Here is a 17,041-nt window from a genome sequence, read left to right as displayed (position 1 = left end):
ACCCGGAAGCTAAGACTCTCAGCGCCGATGGTACTGCAGGGGGGACCCTGTGGGAGAGTAGGACACCGCCGGACACCATTCACGATGGCCACCCAGACACTGGGTGGCCATCGCTGTTTAACCCGCCACACCGAAACCGACGGCCCTGTGCGAGCAGGAGAGCCGGGGTTAGGGTGGACGGGACGACGGCCTCGAGCCGTCCGCCGCCTCGAGCGGTTCAACTCCACAGCGCACGATCACGACAGGCGAGGAACGCATGGACGACAGAGCACCCGAGGGCGACGACCGGGGAGCCGGCAGGCGCGACCAGCGTCCGGATCGTGCGGGAGGAGCGGGCCGCTCCTCCGCACCGCGCAGCAGCGGTGGACGCGACGAGCGTCCGCGGCGCGACGGCGACCCGCGTCCCTCCCGTGGCGGAGACGCGCGTCCCTCGCGTGACGGCGACTCGCGCCCGCGCCGTGAGGGCGATTACCGTCCGCGGACGGAAGGGGATTCCCGTCCCCGTCGTGATGGTGACGCGCGTCCCTCCCGCGATGGTGATTCACGTCCTCGTCGTGAGGGCGACTACCGTCCGCGCACGGACGGTGATTCCCGTCCCCGTCGAGAGGGTGACGCGCGTCCCTCCCGCGATGGTGATTCACGTCCTCGCCGTGAGGGCGACTACCGTCCTGATTCCCGTCCCCGTCGTGAGGGTGACTATCGACCCACTGATGGCGCTTCCGGTCCCCGTCGTGATGGTGATGCGCGTCCTTCGCGCGATGGTGATTCCCGTCCTCGTCGTGAGGGCGACTACCGTCCCCGAACCGATGGCGATTCGCGCCCCCGTCGTGACGGCGATGCGCGTCCTTCGCGCGATGGTGATTCCCGTCCTCGTCGGGGGGGCGACTACCGTCCCCGAACCGATGGCGATTCGCGCCCCCGTCGTGACGGCGATGCGCGTCCTTCGCGTGACGGCGACTCGCGTCCTCGTCGGGAGGGCGACTTCCGTCCCCGGACCGATGGTGATTCCCGTCCTCGTCGTGACGGTGACTCGCGTCCTCGTCGGGAGGGAGACTTCCGTCCCCGCACCGACGGTGATTCCCGTCCTCGTCGTGACGGTGACTCGCGGCCTCGTCGCGAGGGAGACTTCCGTCCGCGGACCGATGGCGATTCCCGTCCCCGTCGTGACGGTGACTCGCGGGGCGGCCGCGACGGCGGTCGCTCCTTCTCGGACGACCGGCGCGCAGGCGGCGACCGTCAGGGCGGTCGCGGTTTCGCCGGCCGGGGTGCTCCTCGTGAGGAGCCGGAGATCACGGAGGAGGAGCGCGAGCGCCGGTCGCTCCAGTCCGTCCGGCCGCGTCATGACGACCCCGAGCTCCCGGACGACGTGCAGGCCAAGGACCTCGACCGCGTCGCGCGCAACGAGCTCAAGACGCTGACGAAGGAGAACGCCGAGTGGGTCGCGATGCACCTGGTGATGGCGGGGAGGCTCCTCGAGGAGGATCCCGAACTCGCGCACCGGCACGTCCTCTCGGCCGCTCGTCGGGCGGGGCGCATCGCGATCGTCCGCGAGTCGCTGGCCATCTCGGCGTACGCGATCGGCGACTTCGCTCTCGCGCTGCGGGAGCTCCGGACCTACCGTCGCATCTCCGGATCGGACGAGCAGGTCCCGCTGATGGTCGACAGTGAGCGCGGGGTCGGACGTCCCGACAAGGCGCTCGAGCTCGGCCGTTCCGTCGACCGCAGCACGCTCAGCGTCGGAGCGCAGGTGTCGCTCGCGATCGCGATGTCGGGCGCCCGCCTCGACCTCGGTCAGACCGAGCTGGCCCTGATGGAGCTCGAGATCCCGCAGCTCGAGCCCGACCGCGCCTTCTCGTACAGCCCGGATCTGTTCGCGGCCTACGCGGCCGTGCTCGAGGAGCTCGGCCGCGCGGAGGAAGCCGCGCAGTGGCAGCGCCGCGCCGACGTCGCCGCCCGCGCCGTCTTCGCGGCCGAGGGCGGCGGCGACGACGAGACCATCGAGGTCGTGGAGGAGGAGGGTGTCGCGTTCGCGGTGCTCGAGTCCGACGACGACCTCGACGAGGAGTTCGACCAGGACGAGCCCTCCGATGCTCGGAGCGCGGAGCAGGACGACCAGGACGACTCCTCGGCCTTCGACGACGAGCCCGTCGAGGGCGACGAGTCGGCTGAGGACGACGAGCCCCTCCAGGGCGACGGGTCCACCGAGGACGACGAGTCCGCTGAGGACGACGAGCCCGCCGAGGTCGACGAGCCGATCGAGCTCGACGATCCCGCCGACGCCGACGCCGTTCTCGAGCAGGACGGTGACGCCGCGGAGCAGACGGACGCCACCGATGCTCCGACCTCCGACATCGACGACGCAGAGGACGACGCACCCGTCTCCGACGACGCACCCGTCTCCGACGACGCGCCCGTCTCCGACGACGCGCCCGTCTCCGACGACGCACCCGTCTCCGAAGACACGACCGACACCGACGAGGAGCCCCGTGTTCAGAACCCCGAAAGCTGACCCCACTCCGCTCGACGGCCGCGATGCGGTTCTCGCCGACCTCGACGGAGTCGTCTACAAGGGCGCCGACGCGATCCCCTTCGCGGTCGAGAGCCTGAACAGGGCCGGCGAGACGCTCCGCGTCGGGTACATCACGAACAACGCGTCGCGGACCGACGCCTCCGTCGCGGGGCACCTCTCGGACCTCGGTCTGAGCGTCGTCCCCGAGGACGTCGTGACGTCGCCGCAGGCGGCCGTCGTCCTGCTGGCCGATCTCGTGCCGGCCGGGGCGACGATCCTCGTCGTCGGCGGCGAGGGCCTGACGACCGAGGTCGAGCGTGCGGGCTTCACCGTCACGCGCAGCGCCGAGGACTCTCCCGCCGCGGTGATCCAGGGCTTCGCTCCGACCGTCGGCTGGGAGCAGCTCGCCGAGGCGTCCTTCGCGCTGCACACCGGGATCCCGTGGGTCGCCACGAACACCGACTGGACGATCCCCGTCGCGCGGGGCATCGCTCCGGGCAACGGAACCCTCGTCTCGGCCGTGCACACGGCCGTCGGCCGGCTGCCCGTCGTCGCGGGCAAGCCGGAGCGCGCCATCTTCGACGCGGCGACGGCGCGGTTCGGCTCGACGAACCCGCTGTTCCTCGGCGATCGGCTCGACACCGACATCAAGGGGGCGAACGCCGCCGGGATGGAGAGTGCCCACGTGCTCACGGGCATCGATCGTGCCAAGCAGCTGCTGGCGGCCGACGCGAGTCTGCGGCCCACGTACATCCTCGGCGACCTGCGCGAGCTGCACCTGCCCTACCCGGCGACGTCGATCGCACGGAACGGGACCCACTCGGTGCGGTCGGCGAAGGTGCGCCTCGACGGCGACTCCGTCGTGATCGTCGACGCGGGCGACGACGAGGTCGACCTCCTGCGTGCGGCCTGCTCCGTCATCTGGAGCTCGGGCCGCGCCATCTACGGCCTCGAGGTGCCGGAGTCGCTCTACAGCTGACCGTCGTCGGCGGGCTCCTCGACACGGAGGAGCCCGCCGAGGCGAGCCGCGAGCAGCACCGCGAGCAGCGCGATCAGCGCTCCGTACGCGAAGGTGACGGTGAACACGGCCGATCCGACGCCGACCAGTCCGGTGACCGCCGCGGCGATGAGCCCCGTCAGAGCCAGCGAGACCGACGCGCCCGCCGAGTCCGAGATCTGGAGGGCGGAGCTGTTGAAGCCCTCGCGTCCGGGCTCCGACCGGGCGAGCGTCAGCGTCCCCATCCTCGGGAACATCGAGCCCATGCCGCCGCCGGCGACGAACCAGCCCACTGCGGCGGTCCACGGCGGCAGGGCGAGGGCGGAGGTCAGCAGCACGACCAGCACGCCGGCCAGCAGGAGGGACGTGCCCAGTCGCATGGCACCTCCGTGCGACAGTCGGGTCCCCGGGCGCCCCTGGAGGTTCGACCCCAGGGCCCAGGACACGGCGCCGGCGGTCAGCGTCGCACCGGCCAGCCACGGCGGGAGCCCGTACTGCTCCGAGAGCAGGAGCGGCAGGTAGACCTCGGTGCCGAAGAACGCGGCGGCGACGGTGCCGCGCAGCAGGATCGTCGACGACAGGACGCCGCGCGCCCGCAGCGTACCGACGGGCAGGAGCGCGCGGACGGCGAGGACGACGACCGCGATGGCCGCCACGGCGACGACGCCGGATGCGTCGGGGGCGAGCTCGGCGCTGGTGCTGAGCACGACCACTCCGCCCGCCACGATCACGGCTCGGACGATGCGGGTCACCGCCCCGCGGTCGAACGCTCGCACGTCCTGGCGCTCCAGAGCGCGCAGGGTCGGGGCGACGATCGCACTCGCGACCGCCACCAGCAGGACCACGCCGAGGAAGACCCAGTGCCAGCTCGCCAGCTCGGCGACGACTCCGGCGGCGAACGGCCCGACGAGCGACGGCACCACCCAGGCGGCGGCGAAGGCCCCGAAGATCCGCGGATGCAGATCGGCGGGGAACACCCGCGCGACGAGCACGTAGAGGGTGACGGTGATCCCTCCGCTGCCCAGGCCCTGCAGCAGGCGCGCCGCGACGAAGACCTCCATCGAGGTCGCGAGCCCGGCGGCGATCAGGCCGAGGGTGAAGAGCAGGATCGCCGTGACGAGCGCCGGAGTGGGGCCGCGCCGATCGGCGGAGGAGCCCGCCGCGACCATGCCCACCACTCCCGCGGCGAGAGTGGCGGCGAAGGCGAGCGGGTAGAGCGCCCGCCCGTCGAGGTCGGCTGAGACGATCGGCATGATCGTCGTCACCGCCAGCGCCTCGAAGGCGCAGAGGAAGACGAGGCTCGTCGCGCCGATCGTGGTCAGGAGGTAGGGCGCGGAGATGATGCCGCGGCGATCGACTGCACGCACCCGCTCCACACTACGCCGGGCGCGCGCGCTCAGCGGTAGACGGCCCAGTCGTCCTTCGCGAGCACGGTGGGGGTGCCGTCGACTTCGACGAGCCAGCCGGCGTCGTCGCGCTCGAGGTAGCGTCCCTGCACGATCTCCGGCGCCCAGCCGCCGTCGCGCGAGGAGACCCAGCGGACGAAGCGGACCGTGCCGCCTCGGCGGAAGAGTGTGCCGTTGTGATCGCTCATGCGTGTGCCGTCCTCGCTCGGGACGGGTCCATCTCCGTCGTGGGTTCGGGGAGGAGGTGCAGGCCGCGGCGCCCGTTCGCGGCGGCCGAGAGCTCGCGCAGCCAGTGCGCGTTGACCTCCGGGCCGACGGGGGCGTCGTACTCGTACTGCAGAGGGATCGCGGGGTGCAGCCACAGCTCGCTGTGCTTGCCGCAGTCGTCGGCCTCGATCGTCAGGATGAAGCCCTCGCTGCGTCGCAGCTTGGCCGTGATGACGAGCTGCAGATGCGCGAGCGCACGGTCGTCGAACGGGTGAGCGCTCGGCGGCGTTCCGTACAGCAGGCGACCCATCACGCTGCCTTCCTCTTCCGGGGGCGCTCAGGTCGGGGATCCCGCAGCGTCTCCCTGGACTCTAGGTACTCGCTAAGTCGGTTAGCTAATGAATGATGGGCTCAGTGCGCTTTCGGTACAGACGGCATCGGAGGCGGTCCGAGGTGCTTCTATGGGGGGAGCGAGTACCCGACCGGGGCGCCTGCCCGGCCCAGGAAGGCGCACCCGCATGGAAGCCCGCCCCGATCTCTTCTCCCTGCTGACCCGGCTCCGCTCGGCCGAGCGCGAGTACGACGGCCGGGTCGAGGCCCGCCTCGGCATCGGCACCACGGATCTCGCCGCGCTGCGGCTCATCGGGCTCGGCGCGGAACGCGACGAGATCGTCCGCGCGGTCGATCTGGCCGCGGCCATCCGCATCACGACCGCGGCCGTCTCGCTGATGATCGACCGGCTGGCCCGCGCCGGATACGTCGACCGGGTGCCGGACCCCTCCGACGGCCGCGGGCGCATCCTCTGCCTGACGGACAGTGCCCGGAGCGCGATCCGCGGCACGGACGCGCCGACGTACGGCGCGATCCGCACGCTCTCGGCCGGCATCCCCGATGAGGAGGCGGTGCGCTTCGCCGCGCTGCTGACCGATGTGAGCGCGATCCTCGAGGGTCACCCGCCGCCCCTGGTCGCGTCCTAGGGTCTGGTGAGCGTCCGCTCGGCCCGGCCGCACGAGCTGCAGCGTCGGGGACCGCGAGTTCCCCGACCCCTAGCGCTGCAGCGTCGCGCTCGGGTACTCGCCGAAGCGGGCGAGGTACGCGGAGCTGAACCGACCGGGGTTGCCGAAGCCCCAGGCGTGGGCGATCTCCGTGACGCTCCTGGTCCGCGGATCCGCGGCCGCGAGCTCGGCGTGCGCCGCGTCGAGGCGGACCAGACGGATGTAGGCGATGGGGCGCACGTCGAGCACCCGCTGGAACGCGGACTGCAGCCCGCGAACGCTCAGCCCTGCGGAGGCGGCGACCTCGGTCGGCCCGATCGGCTCGGACGCGTGCGCGTGGATGAACTCGACGGCGGTGCGCAGTCGCGCGTTCCGCGGCAGGAGGAGCTCGGGCGGGGCGACCGCCGCCTCCGGCGGGTAGAGCTCGAGCAGCGCCGACACGGTGCCCCGGGTCAGCTCGTCCCACAGCAGGTGGCTGACGCGCTCGCTCCGCAGGGCCTGGGCCGACGCGGACACCGCGCGGCGCCAGTGCTGCACGGCGTCCGCGGTGGGCTGGATGCGGTGGTCGAAGCGGAGCGGCCCCAGCAGGCCCCGCTCGGCCGCCACCTTCTCGACCGCCGAGCGCCCCAGGTGCACGAGCTTCTGCTCGTAGTCGACGTACTCGAAGGCGAACGAGCGGCCGACGGGGAAGAGCTGCGGGCGGCCGTGCACCATGGCGATCGGCTCCTGACCGTCGTCGACGGTGGCGCGACCGCCGACGATCCACTGCACGACCACCTCGTCCGTGACTCCGACGGACCCCCGCAGATCCCCGGCCATGCGGGAGGTGCGCAGGGTCATCGCGGCGTCGCCCAGGGCGGCGTACCGGTACGAGAAGGCGGAGTCGGTGGGCAGCGCCGACCACTCCTCGCCGTTGTACAGCACGGCGAGGCGGTGGCGGGCCTCCTCGGGGTCTCCGCCACCGGTGTCCAGCCGGACGCGGGTGCGCTCGTCGTTCACGGGTCGTTCCGAGGAGTTCTCAGCGGGTCAGGCGCTCGATGAGCTCGCGGTAGCGCGCCGCGGTCCGCTCGACGATCTCGTGGGGGAGGGTCGGGGGGAGGCCCTGGCCGTCCCAGTTGTCGCTGAGCCAGTCGCGGACGATCTGCTTGTCGAAGGACTGACCCCGCACGCCCGCCTCGTACTCGTCGGCGTCCCAGTACCGGGAGGAGTCGCTCGTCAGGACCTCGTCGCCGAGCGTCACGAGGCCGTCGGCGTCGACGCCGAACTCGAACTTCGTGTCGGCGAGGATCACGCCGCGGGCCAGGGCGATCGTGGCCGCCTCCTCGTACACGTGCAGCGAGAGGGTGCGCAGCGCCTCCGCCGCCTCGTCTCCCACGATCTCGACGGTGCGCTCGAAGGTGATGTTCTCGTCGTGCTCGCCCTGCGGGGCCTTCCAGGCCGGCGTGTAGATCGGCTCGGGCAGGCGATCGCCGTCGGACAGGCCCTCGGGCAGCTCGACGCCGCAGACCGTGCCGCTCGCGCGGTACTCCTTCCAGCCGCTGCCCGAGAGGTAGCCGCGCACGACGCACTCGATCGGGAACATGTCGAGAGTGGTGACGAGCATCGCCCGGCGGGCCACCGCCTCCGGGATAGCGCCGCGCACGAGGTGGTTGGGAACGTCCTTCAGCTGGTGGAACCACCACAGCGACAGCTCGGTGAGCAGCTCGCCCTTGCCGGGGATGCCCGGCTCGAGGACGTGGTCGTAGGCGCTGACGCGATCGCTCGCGACGACGAGCATGCGGTCGGCGCCGAGCACCGGGTCGGCGTCCTCGGGGGTGTAGAGCTCCCGGACCTTGCCCGAGTAGGCGTGCTGCCAGCCGGGGAGCGGGGCGGAGGAGTCGAAGGAGACGGTCACCCCCCTATTCTCCCGGTTTCCGGCGTCTGCGCGGAGCGCTCTCTCGGAAGCGATCCGCTGTCAACCACCGGCGCTCGCAGGGGGTGCGCGCCTACCGTCGGAGGATGACTTCCGAGAGCACTGCAGACCAGTACACGTTCCAGGACCCGACGAAGATGTACTCCGAGATCGACACGGAGGAGCAGTACCAGGAGGGCTCCGGCCTCGACTCGAAGATGGACGACCTCGCCGACCGCGGCGAGTCGACGTACCGCGGCTCCGGCCGCCTGACCGGCCGCAAGGCGCTCGTCACCGGTGGCGACTCCGGGATCGGCGCGGCCGTCGCGATCGCCTACGCCCGCGAGGGCGCCGACGTCGCGATCGTCTACCTCCCCGAGGAGGAGAGCGACGCGAAGAAGGTCGTCGCGCTGATCGAGGAGGCCGGCCGCACCGCGGTCGCGATCCCCGGCGACATCACCGACCACGACTTCGCGGTCGGCGCGGTGGCCACGGCGGTCGAGGGCCTCGGCGGCCTCGACATCCTCGTGAACAACGCGGGCAAGCAGCAGTTCGTCGAGGACTTCCTCGAGCTCTCGGACGAGCAGTTCGACGAGACCTTCAAGACGAACGTCTACGCGATGTTCTGGATGACGAAGGCGGCGCTGCCGCACCTCGCCCCCGGATCCTCGATCATCAGCACCTCGTCGATCCAGGCCTACCAGCCGTCGCCGACGCTGGTCGACTACGCCAGCACCAAGGCCACGATCAACACGTTCTCGAAGGCGCTCGCGCAGCAGCTCGCCCCCAAGGGCATCCGCGTGAACGTCGTCGCGCCCGGTCCGATCTGGACTCCGCTGCAGACGGCCGGCGGCCAGCCGCCCGAGAAGCTGCCCGAGGTCGGCTCGCAGACGCCGCTCGGACGCTGGGGCCAGCCGGCGGAGCTCGCTCCCGCCTACGTGTTCCTCGCCTCGCCCGAGTCGAGCTACGTTGTCGGCGAGACGCTGCACGTCAACGGCGGCATGCCCACGCCGTGATCGTCGGCGGCACTCGTTCGCCGTAACACTCGGCGGCGCTGAAGGCCCGGCAGGCACTCGGGGACCACGGTCCTCCGGGTGCTTGCTGGGTCTTCGCTTTTGGTTGTCGTAACAATCGCTCCGGAGAAGGCGAACTGCGCAAGGCTTTCCCCATGACCGATTCCCTGCCGATCCTCGACCTCTCCCGTCTCGACCAGGGCGAGGAGGAAGCCGCCGCCTTCCGCCGCGACCTGCGCGAGACCACCCACGACGTGGGCTTCTTCTACCTCGTCGGCCACGGCGTGCCGCAGGAGCTCCTCGACGACGTCGTCGCCGTCTCCCGTCGCTTCTTCGATCTGCCGGAGGAGGACAAGCTCGCCATCGAGAACACGGCCAGCCCGCAGTTCCGCGGCTACACCCGCTTCGGCGCCGAGCTCACCAACGGCGACGTCGACTACCGCGAGCAGGTCGACATCGGCATCGAGCGCGAGGTCGTCCCGGCCGGCCCCGACGTGCCGGACTACCAGCGCCTCGAGGGCCCGAACCTGTGGCCCGAGGCCCTGCCCGAGTTCCGCACCCTCTTCGAGCGCTGGCACGCGGAGCTCGCCGCCGTGGCGATCCGCCTGCTGCGCACCTGGGCCGTCGCACTCGACGCCCCCGCCGACGTCTTCGACGAGGCGTTCGCCGAGAAGGCGTTCCCCCTGGTCAAGGTCGTCCGCTACCCCGGCACCTCCGACCCGGAGCCCAAGCAGGGCGTCGGCGCCCACCGCGACGGCGGCGTGCTGACCCTGCTGCTGGTCGAGCCCGGCAAGGGCGGCCTGCAGGTCGAGCACGACGGCGAGTGGATCGAGGCGCCCGCGCTCCCCGGCGCGTTCGTCGTCAACATCGGCGAGATGCTCGAACTCGCGACCGGCGGCTACCTCAAGGCCACGCTGCACCGCGTGATCTCGCCGCTGATCGGCACCGACCGCATCTCGATCCCGTACTTCTTCAACCCCTCGCTCGACGCGACCATGCCCTCGCTGCCGCTGCCCGAGGAGCTCAAGTCGGGGCTGTCGGTCGACCCGACCAACAGCCCGATCCTCGAGACGTACGGCGAGAACGCGCTGCGCTACCGCCTGCGCGCGCACCCGAACGTGGCCGAGGTGCACCACCGCGACCTGCTGGCGCCGACGAGCTGACGCCCGGCTGATTCGGGACGGGGCGTCCCTCCTCCGCTTCCTGCGGGGCGAGGGGCGCCCCGTTCGTCGTTCCGCTGCGGGTGCGGCGTGGTGCCGTTGGGCAGGATCCGCTGCTCTCGCGGGCGCAGAGCAGCGAGAAGTGCCCGACGGCCGCGGTCGGTGCGGAGCCAGTCAGAGCCAGAGCACCACGTGCCGGCCGGCGATCGGCTCGACGGCGACCGGGGTGTCGTAGAGCGCCTCGAGACGCGGCGCCGTCAGCACCTCCGCCACGGGTCCGTGGTGCACGACGCGACCGTCGCGGATCGCGACGATGTCGTCGGCGAACTGCGCGGCGACGTTGATGTCGTGCAGGACCACGACCACGGTCATCCGCTTGTCGTCGGCGAGACGGCGCAGCAGCTTCATCAGCACGACGCCGTGGCGCGGGTCGAGGTTGTTGAGCGGCTCGTCGAGGAGGAGGTGGTCGGTGTCCTGCGCGAGGGCCATCGCGACGAAGGCGCGCTGGCGCTGGCCGCCCGAGAGCTCGTCGAGGTAGCGCTCGCGGACGGCGCCGAGGTCGAGGGCGTCGATGGCGGCGTCGACCAGGGCTCGGTCCTCGGCGGTGCGGCCCGTCCCTCCGTGCGGGAAGCGGCCGTAGGCGACGAGGTCGTCGACGCTCAGGCGGATCGCGAAGTGGTTGTCCTGGCGGAGGATCGCGAGGCGCTTCGCGATGTCGCGGGAGCGGGTGGTCGCGACGTCCAGGTCGTCGACGGCGACGGATCCGCTCTCGGCCCGGAGCAGGCGGCCGATGGTCGAGAGCAGGGTCGACTTGCCGGAGCCGTTGGGCCCGATGATGGCGGTGAGGCCGGTGCCGAGCACGAGCGAGACGTCGTCGACCGCGAGGGTGCGGCCGTGGCGGGTGGTGACCGCGGTGGTGCGGATCATGTCAGCGAGCCCTTCCGGTGAGCACGAGCAGGATGAAGAGGACGCCGCCGACGAACTCGACGACGACCGGCAGCTCAGTGCCGAACCCGAGCATGCGGTCGAGCACGAGCTGCCCGCCGACGAGGGCGACCACTCCGACCGCCACCGCCGCCGGGATGCTGCGCGCGTGCCGGTGCCCGACCGCTCCGTAGGCGACGTTCGCGACGATGAGCCCGAAGAAGGCGACGGGGCCGACGAGCGCGGTCGACGCGGCGACCATCAGGGCGATCGCGATGATCGTGTGCAGCACGACCCGGCGGTGCTCGACTCCGAGCGACACGGCGGTCGCCTCGCCGAGGGCGAGCACGTCGAGGGAGCGGCGGATCGGCCACAGCGACGCGATCGCTGCGACGACGACGAGGCCGGTCGGCAGCAGCAGCTCGCGGTCGACCGAGGTGAAGCTCGCGAAGGTCAGGTTCTGCACGATCGCGAAGGTGTCCGGATCGAGGAGCCGCTGCAGGAACGACGTGACCGAGCGCAGCAGCACGCCCAGCACCAGGCCCGCGAGCACGATCACGTGCAGGTCGAGCCGGCGGCGCACGAACAGCCAGGAGTAGAGGGCGACGACGACGCCGGCCATCAGCAGGAGCTCCACCAGCCAGGAGGCGAGCGGAGGCGCGGCGACGAGGATCGTGGGGCCGATCGCGAACGCGCTCACCACCTGGATCATCAGGAAGACGGCGTCGAAGCCCATGATGCCGGGGGTCAGGATGCGGTTGGCCGTGACGGTCTGGAAGAGGACTGTCGCGACTCCGATCGCCGCGGCGGCGATGACCATGCCGAGCACGGTGCGGCCGCGCAGGCCCAGCGCGTACTCCCACTTCCCGGGCAGATCGGTGAGCAGGAACAGCGCGATCGAGACGGCGGCGGCACCCGCCAGCAGGGCGAGGCGGACGGAGGGGGAGCGCAGAGCGGTCACGGTGCGACGCTCCGTCTGCGGCGGCGAGCGGTGTCGGCCGGGCCGATGAGCAGGCGGAGGAACACGACTCCGCCGACGACGCCCATCACGAGGGAGATCGGCAGCTCGAAGGGGAAGCGGACGGTGCGGCCGATGAGGTCGCAGACCAGCACCAGCGCGGCTCCGAGCAGCGCGACGAGCGGGACCGAGCGGCGCATGCTGTCGCCGACCATCCGGCTGACGAGGTTGGGGACGATGAGGCCGAGGAACGGCAGCGCACCGGTGACCACGATCATCACCCCGGTGACGGCCGCGATGATGACGACGCCGGTGAGCATGACCGCCCGAGTGTCGAGACCGAGGCCGCGCGCGGTGTCCTCGCCGAGGGCGGCGACGGTGAAGCGGTCCGCGGCGATCCACGCGACGGCGGCGGCGGCCGCCGCGACCCAGAGCATCTCGTAGCGGCCGCGGAGGACGCCCGAGAAGTCGCCGATGCCCCAGTTGAGCAGCTCCTGCAGCGTGTCGGTGCGGTAGGCGACGAACGCGGCGACGGCTCCGATCACTCCGCCGTAGAGGATGCCGACGACCGGCACGAGCACGCTCGAGCGCGACGGGATGCGGCGGGCCAGCGCGAGGAAGCCGAGGACGCCCGCGAGTGCGCCGAGCGCGGCCAGTGCGGCCTTCGCTGCGACGGGCAGCTCGGGGGCGAGGAGGAGGACCGCGAGCAGGGCGAGGGTCGCGGCGTCGGTCGCTCCGGTCGTGCCCGGCTCGACGAGGCGGTTGCGGGTGAGCAGCTGCATGATCAGCCCGGTGACGGCGAAGGCCGAGCCGGCGAGCACGAGGGCGAGGGTGCGGGGGAGGCGGCTCTCGACGAGCACGAACACGTCGAGCTCGGCGACGCCGAGGAACAGCGAGATCGCCGCGAGGACGGCCACGAGGACCGTCCCCGCGACGATCAGCGCGCGGGGGGAGGGGCGGTTCACGCTGGACGGCGGCTCCGGTCAGCTCTGCATCGCGTCGTGCACGGTCTCGAGCACGTTCTGCACGGCGGTCAGGCCGTTGATGACGATGTAGAGCTCGCTCGCGGGCAGCAGCACGACGTGGTCGTCCTGCGCGGCGGGCGTCTGAGCGACGAGCGCGTTGTCGAGCGTCTGCTCGGCGGTGCTGCCCTCGCCGGTCGCGGTGCCGCGGTCGAACGCGAAGATCCACTCGGGAGCGGCGCTGAGGATGAACTCGTTGGTGACGGTGTCGCCGTGCGGGGAGCCCTCCGCACCGGGCAGCTCGGCCGCGGCGACCGCGGGGGTGAAGCCGAGGCCGTCGAAGAAGTAGCCGAAGCGCGAGCCCTCGCCGAAGGCGCCGTACTCGCCGCCCGAGACCGAGAGGACGAGTGCGGTGCCCGACGCGTCGGCGGTGATCGTGTCGACGAGCTCCTCCGTCGCGGCGGCCTGCTCGGCGACCTCGTCCTCGCGCTGGAAGATCTCGCCGAGCTGCGCGGCGCGCTCGAGGGCGGCGGCGGGATCGAAGGTGCCGGCGTAGCTGCCGGTGAGGTCGATCGTGGTGGCGATCTCGGACAGCTCGTCGTACTGGCCCGTGCTGCGGGCCGCCGTGACGATGAGGTCGGGCTCGAGCTCGGCGACGGCCTCGAAGTCGGGCTCGAACAGGGTGCCCACCTTGGGCAGGTCGGCGTACTCCGAGAGGTAGTCGGGGAGCGTGACGTCGGGGATCGCGACGACCGCGTCTCCGGCGCCGATCGCGTGCAGCGTGTCGAGCGTGGCGATGTCGAAGGTGACGACGGCCTCGGGGGACACGGGCACCTCGACCGACGTGCGGGCGGTCTCGCGATCCTCCTGGTACGACTGCTCGCCGTTCTCGTCGACGAGGACGAGGGTGGGCTTCGCGTCCTCGACGACGATCGTCTCGGCGGTCGCCGGGGCGGCCTCGGAGGCGCCGGAGGAGCACGCCGAGAGGGCGAGCGCAGCGGCGGCGAGGCCGGCGAGGGGCAGGGCGGAACGGAGTCTGGGTGAAGGCTTCATGAGGGTAGGCTACCCTAAGTGTGAGAGCGGCTCTCAGGGGGCTGCGAGGGATGCGCCGCCTCGGTCGCGGAGGGTGGGGCGCGCCCGACGAGCGAGTGAGCGCGGAACGGGGCCTGCGCCGCCTCCGGAGCCTGTTCCGCGACCACTCGTGAGCCGACGGGGCCGCGAGTGGACGTGAGACGGGCTCGCCCGCTGCGCCGGCGCCCGGTTCGCGTCCAGTCGCGGGTGCGGCGGAGCGACGGCGATCGGCCTGAACGGGGGACCCCGCCGTGCCCGCCGACGCGCCAGACTCAGGTGCCGCCGCTCGGCGCCCCGCGCAGGAGGAGACCGCCATGACCGCGACCGGCCAGCGCCCGACCGACGACGGCATGGCCGAGTTCGGCTACCGGCCCTCGCTGCGGCGCGGCATCGGCCGCTTCGGCAGCTTCGCGGCGGGAGTGAGCTACATCTCGATCCTGACCGGAACGTTCCAGCTCTTCTACTTCGGCTTCGGACTCGGCGGGCCCGCGTACTGGTGGTCGTGGCCGATCGTGTTCGCCGGGCAGCTGACCGTGGCGCTCTGCTTCGCCGAGCTGGCCGGCCGCTACCCGGTCGCCGGCTCCGTCTACAACTGGAGCAAGCGCATCGCGGGCCCGACGGTCGGCTGGCTCGCGGGCTGGATGATGGCCACGGCGTCGGTCGTGACGCTCGCGGCAGTGGTGCTCGCGTACCAGGCCACGCTGCCGAGGATCTGGAGCGGCTTCCAGCTCGTGGGCGACGGCACCGGCACGAGCTTCGGGGTCAGCGCGGTGATCTGGGGCGCGATCCTCATCCTGTTCACGACCGTCGTGAACGCGGTCGGCGTGACGCTGATGGCCCGGATCAACAGCGCGGGCGTGCTGATCGAGCTGATCGCGGCGGTGCTGCTGGTGATCGTCCTCGCGGCGAGCGTCGTGAATCCGCCGACCGTGCTGCTCGAGACGGCCGGTTACGGCGACTCGGGCGGCTACGCGGGAGCGTTCCTGATCGCGGCCATCGCCTCGGCGTACGTGATGTACGGCTTCGACACCGCCGGCTCCCTCGCGGAGGAGACGATGGATCCGCGCAGGACCGGCCCGGCCGCGATCCTCCGCGCCGTGATCGCGTCGTTCGTGCTGGGCGGGCTGATCCTGCTGCTCGGGATCCTCGCGGCACCCGATCTCGCCGACCCGGCGCTCGGCGAGGCCTCCGGCGGACTGCAGCTGATCGTGCTGCAGGCGCTCGGCGGGCCGCTCGGCACGGTGTTCCTGCTCTGCATCGTGGTGGCGATCACGGTCTGCGCGCTCGCGGTGCACACGGCGGGCATCCGCCTGGTGTTCGCGATGGCGCGCGACAACGCCCTGCCGGGCAGCGCTGTGCTCGCCCGCATCGACCCGCGACGGAGGACGCCTGTCGCCCCCGCGATCGTCATCGGCGTGCTCGCGGTGCTGATCCTGGCGGTGAACATCGGCACTCCCGAGATCTTCACGGCGGTCACGAGCGTGGCGGTCGTGCTGATCTACCTGGCGTACCTGCTGGTCACGGTGCCGCTGCTCGTGCGGCGCCTCCGCGGAGAGTGGCCGCGCGTCGCGGGCTCGTTCTCGCTCGGGCGCCTCGGGCTCCCGGTGAACGTGGTCGCGGTGCTGTGGGGCGCGGCGATGACCGTGAACCTCGCCTGGCCGCGCGTCGAGGTCTACGGTGACGCGGGGGCGCTGCAGTACATCGCGCTGATCGCGGTGGCCGTCGTCGTGCTGGTCGGGCTGGGCTGGTACCTGCTGCGCGGGCGCCACCGGCTGGGGACGCTCCCGGAGCACGCGCGCGAGGAATGACCGGCGACCGAGGTGCTCGGAGAGGTCGTCCGATGCGGCGTGTCGGGGACCGTTCCGGGCGACTCGGCGGAGGGGGACGCTCGAGCCGGGCGCGTCACTCCGCGCGGACCTCGCTCGCGGACTTGTCGGCGCGCCAGCCGCGCCAGACGGGCTGACGCAGGGTGCCGGAGGAGGTGCGCTCGCGGTAGCGGACCTCGCCGACCAGCACGGGCTCGACCCAGTGCACCCCGCGGGCGTCGACCGGCGGCACCGAGACGGCCGGCTCCTCGGTCCCGTGCTCGCCGAGGCGGTCGACGAGGCCGCGGCGCTCGCGGTCGCTGAAGCCGGTGCCGACGCGGCCGGAGTAGGCGAGGCGGCCGTCCTCGGCGGGGATCGCGGTGAGGAGCGAGCCGACCGAGCCCTGCAGGCCGCCCTCGCCGGGGCGCCAGCCGACGATCACGACCTCCTGCACGCGGTGGTGGGTCAGCTTGATCCAGTCACCGGAGCGCGCGCCGACCCGGTAGCGGGAGTCGCGGCGCTTGGCGACGACGCCCTCGAGGCCGAGCGCGAGGCTCGTGGCCATCGCCTCGTCGAGGTCGCCGTCGAAGACGTCGGGCACGTGCACGCGCTCGTTCTCGGCGACGAGGTCGACGAGGGCGTCGCGGCGAGCGGAGTAGGGGGAGCCGGTGAGGTCCTCGCCGGCGCGCTCGAGCAGGTCGAACACCATCAGGTGCACGGGGGTCGAGCGCGCGGCGACCTCGATCTCGCGGGCCTTCGTCAGGCCGCCGCGGGTCTGCAGGGCGCCGAAGTCGGGGCGTCCGCGGGCGTCCAGGGCGACGATCTCGCCGTCGAGGACCGCGTCGGCGGCGGCCTCCGCGAGCGGGGCGTGCAGGTCGGGGAAGGCGGGCGTGAGGTCGTTGCCGTTCCGGCTGGTCAGGGTCACGGCGCCGTTCTGCACGCGGACGATCGCGCGGTAGCCGTCCCACTTCATCTCGACGGCGGAGTCGTCGCCGATGTCGAGCGGGCGGCCCTTGGTCGCGAGCATGGGGCGGTACGCGCGGCGCGGCTCCGGGGCGTCGCCCTCGACGGGGGACTCGTCGTGGATGGCCTTCGGGGTCCCCGCGGCCCGCGCCTTCCCCGCCGCCGGTCGACCCTTCGCCC

The 17,041-nt window shown here is 72.2% G+C and carries 17 protein-coding genes and 1 rRNA gene; 8 read left to right on the top strand and 10 right to left on the bottom strand.

The features are described from left to right. From rrf to NB037_RS14900, 4 genes are all read left to right on the top strand, one after another. Positions 1 to 74: ribosomal RNA gene (gene rrf / locus NB037_RS20065) — 5S ribosomal RNA — on the top strand; the annotation flags it as partial. Between the two features lie 459 nt (positions 75 to 533). After that, positions 534 to 1,418 carry a hypothetical protein gene (locus NB037_RS14910; RefSeq protein ID WP_251946986.1) on the top strand — a complete coding sequence of 295 codons (885 nt, stop codon included), beginning with the start codon at positions 534 to 536 and terminating at the stop codon, positions 1,416 to 1,418. Next, the gene (locus NB037_RS19945) at positions 1,367 to 2,509 is read left to right on the top strand and encodes a tetratricopeptide repeat protein (RefSeq protein WP_251946985.1); all 1,143 of its coding nucleotides are present in this window, start codon (positions 1,367 to 1,369) and stop codon (positions 2,507 to 2,509) included. The genes NB037_RS14910 and NB037_RS19945 overlap by 52 nt, the downstream gene beginning before the upstream one ends. Beyond that, entirely contained in the window at positions 2,487 to 3,488 is a 1,002-nt protein-coding gene (locus tag NB037_RS14900; protein ID WP_251946983.1) for an HAD-IIA family hydrolase, read from the top strand. The genes NB037_RS19945 and NB037_RS14900 overlap by 23 nt, the downstream gene beginning before the upstream one ends. Here NB037_RS14900 and NB037_RS14895 read toward each other — a convergent pair. The 3 genes from NB037_RS14895 to NB037_RS14885 are packed head-to-tail and all read right to left on the bottom strand — an operon-like array spanning position 3,479 to position 5,429. Further along, the gene (locus NB037_RS14895) at positions 3,479 to 4,873 is read right to left on the bottom strand and encodes an MFS transporter (RefSeq protein WP_251946981.1); all 1,395 of its coding nucleotides are present in this window, start codon (positions 4,871 to 4,873) and stop codon (positions 3,479 to 3,481) included. The two genes, NB037_RS14900 and NB037_RS14895, sit on opposite strands and share 10 nt — an antisense overlap. Positions 4,874 to 4,902: 29 nt before the next feature. Then, a complete protein-coding gene (locus NB037_RS14890) occupies positions 4,903 to 5,100 on the bottom strand; it encodes a hypothetical protein (RefSeq protein ID WP_207406312.1) in 198 nt (65 codons plus the stop codon). After that, positions 5,097 to 5,429 carry a DUF7882 family protein gene (locus NB037_RS14885; protein WP_443722663.1) on the bottom strand — a complete coding sequence of 111 codons (333 nt, stop codon included), beginning with the start codon at positions 5,427 to 5,429 and terminating at the stop codon, positions 5,097 to 5,099. Before NB037_RS14885 ends, NB037_RS14890 begins: the two co-directional genes overlap by 4 nt. A gap of 208 nt (positions 5,430 to 5,637) precedes the next feature. Between NB037_RS14885 and NB037_RS14880 the strand changes: the two genes are divergently transcribed. Then, complete coding sequence (locus tag NB037_RS14880) at positions 5,638 to 6,096, top strand: MarR family winged helix-turn-helix transcriptional regulator (RefSeq protein WP_251946977.1); 459 nt, start codon at positions 5,638 to 5,640, stop codon at positions 6,094 to 6,096. 69 nt (positions 6,097 to 6,165) lie between these two features. Here the strand turns inward: NB037_RS14880 and NB037_RS14875 are convergent, their stop codons facing one another. Both NB037_RS14875 and NB037_RS14870 read right to left on the bottom strand, forming a co-directional pair. Further along, complete coding sequence (locus NB037_RS14875; protein ID WP_251946975.1) at positions 6,166 to 7,113, bottom strand: AraC family transcriptional regulator; 948 nt, start codon at positions 7,111 to 7,113, stop codon at positions 6,166 to 6,168. A 19-nt stretch (positions 7,114 to 7,132) separates the two neighbouring features. Continuing rightward, a complete protein-coding gene (locus NB037_RS14870) occupies positions 7,133 to 8,008 on the bottom strand; it encodes a phosphoribosylaminoimidazolesuccinocarboxamide synthase (RefSeq protein ID WP_251946974.1) in 876 nt (291 codons plus the stop codon). 104 nt (positions 8,009 to 8,112) lie between these two features. Here NB037_RS14870 and NB037_RS14865 point away from each other — a divergent pair, with 104 nt between their 5' ends. Together NB037_RS14865 and NB037_RS14860 are read left to right on the top strand one after the other, a co-directional pair. Then, complete coding sequence (locus NB037_RS14865; protein ID WP_279308965.1) at positions 8,113 to 9,021, top strand: glucose 1-dehydrogenase; 909 nt, start codon at positions 8,113 to 8,115, stop codon at positions 9,019 to 9,021. A 152-nt stretch (positions 9,022 to 9,173) separates the two neighbouring features. Next, complete coding sequence (locus NB037_RS14860; protein WP_251946972.1) at positions 9,174 to 10,181, top strand: isopenicillin N synthase family dioxygenase; 1,008 nt, start codon at positions 9,174 to 9,176, stop codon at positions 10,179 to 10,181. Positions 10,182 to 10,352: 171 nt separating this feature from the next. On the opposite strand, the gene NB037_RS14855 is transcribed toward NB037_RS14860, so the two are convergent. From NB037_RS14855 to NB037_RS14840, 4 genes are read right to left on the bottom strand one after another with little or no spacing between them, the layout of a single operon-like run. Further along, complete coding sequence (locus tag NB037_RS14855; RefSeq protein ID WP_251946970.1) at positions 10,353 to 11,105, bottom strand: iron ABC transporter ATP-binding protein; 753 nt, start codon at positions 11,103 to 11,105, stop codon at positions 10,353 to 10,355. 1 nt (position 11,106) lies between these two features. Further along, entirely contained in the window at positions 11,107 to 12,063 is a 957-nt protein-coding gene (locus NB037_RS14850; protein WP_251946969.1) for an iron chelate uptake ABC transporter family permease subunit, read from the bottom strand. Continuing rightward, positions 12,060 to 13,025 (bottom strand): iron chelate uptake ABC transporter family permease subunit, encoded by a 966-nt coding sequence (locus tag NB037_RS14845; RefSeq protein ID WP_251946967.1) that lies wholly within the window; start codon positions 13,023 to 13,025, stop codon positions 12,060 to 12,062. The genes NB037_RS14850 and NB037_RS14845 overlap by 4 nt, the downstream gene beginning before the upstream one ends. A gap of 18 nt (positions 13,026 to 13,043) precedes the next feature. Then, entirely contained in the window at positions 13,044 to 14,075 is a 1,032-nt protein-coding gene (locus NB037_RS14840; RefSeq protein WP_251946965.1) for a siderophore ABC transporter substrate-binding protein, read from the bottom strand. 332 nt (positions 14,076 to 14,407) lie between these two features. On the opposite strand from NB037_RS14840, the gene NB037_RS14835 reads away from it, so the two are divergent. Then, positions 14,408 to 15,901, top strand: a complete 1,494-nt coding sequence (locus tag NB037_RS14835) for an APC family permease (protein WP_251946963.1) — start codon at positions 14,408 to 14,410, stop codon at positions 15,899 to 15,901. A 94-nt stretch (positions 15,902 to 15,995) separates the two neighbouring features. On the opposite strand, the gene ligD is transcribed toward NB037_RS14835, so the two are convergent. Further along, positions 15,996 to 17,041 (bottom strand): non-homologous end-joining DNA ligase (gene ligD, locus NB037_RS14830; protein WP_251946960.1); only part of this gene is annotated, 1,046 nt, incomplete at its 5' end.

The sequence above is a fragment of the Rathayibacter rubneri genome, assembly GCF_023743255.1.
GTDB classification, from domain to species: domain Bacteria; phylum Actinomycetota; class Actinomycetes; order Actinomycetales; family Microbacteriaceae; genus Rathayibacter; species Rathayibacter rubneri.
Note: the sequence above shows the minus strand (reverse complement) of the source record. Positions and strands in the feature narration are given on the sequence as shown.

What these genes read in the sequence shown, in the direction of transcription:
- NB037_RS14910 (WP_251946986.1), top strand. Translation starts at nt 534, where the DNA reads ATGGTGATTCACGTCCTCGTCGTGAGGGCGACTACCGTCCGCGCACGG.
- NB037_RS14890 (WP_207406312.1), bottom strand. Translation starts at nt 5,100, where the DNA reads ATGAGCGATCACAACGGCACACTCTTCCGCCGAGGCGGCACGGTCCGC.
- NB037_RS14885 (WP_443722663.1), bottom strand. Translation starts at nt 5,429, where the DNA reads ATGGGTCGCCTGCTGTACGGAACGCCGCCGAGCGCTCACCCGTTCGAC.
- NB037_RS14880 (WP_251946977.1), top strand. Translation starts at nt 5,638, where the DNA reads ATGGAAGCCCGCCCCGATCTCTTCTCCCTGCTGACCCGGCTCCGCTCG.
- NB037_RS14865 (WP_279308965.1), top strand. Translation starts at nt 8,113, where the DNA reads ATGACTTCCGAGAGCACTGCAGACCAGTACACGTTCCAGGACCCGACG.
- NB037_RS14860 (WP_251946972.1), top strand. Translation starts at nt 9,174, where the DNA reads ATGACCGATTCCCTGCCGATCCTCGACCTCTCCCGTCTCGACCAGGGC.
- NB037_RS14855 (WP_251946970.1), bottom strand. Translation starts at nt 11,105, where the DNA reads ATGATCCGCACCACCGCGGTCACCACCCGCCACGGCCGCACCCTCGCG.
- NB037_RS14840 (WP_251946965.1), bottom strand. Translation starts at nt 14,075, where the DNA reads ATGAAGCCTTCACCCAGACTCCGTTCCGCCCTGCCCCTCGCCGGCCTC.
- NB037_RS14835 (WP_251946963.1), top strand. Translation starts at nt 14,408, where the DNA reads ATGACCGCGACCGGCCAGCGCCCGACCGACGACGGCATGGCCGAGTTC.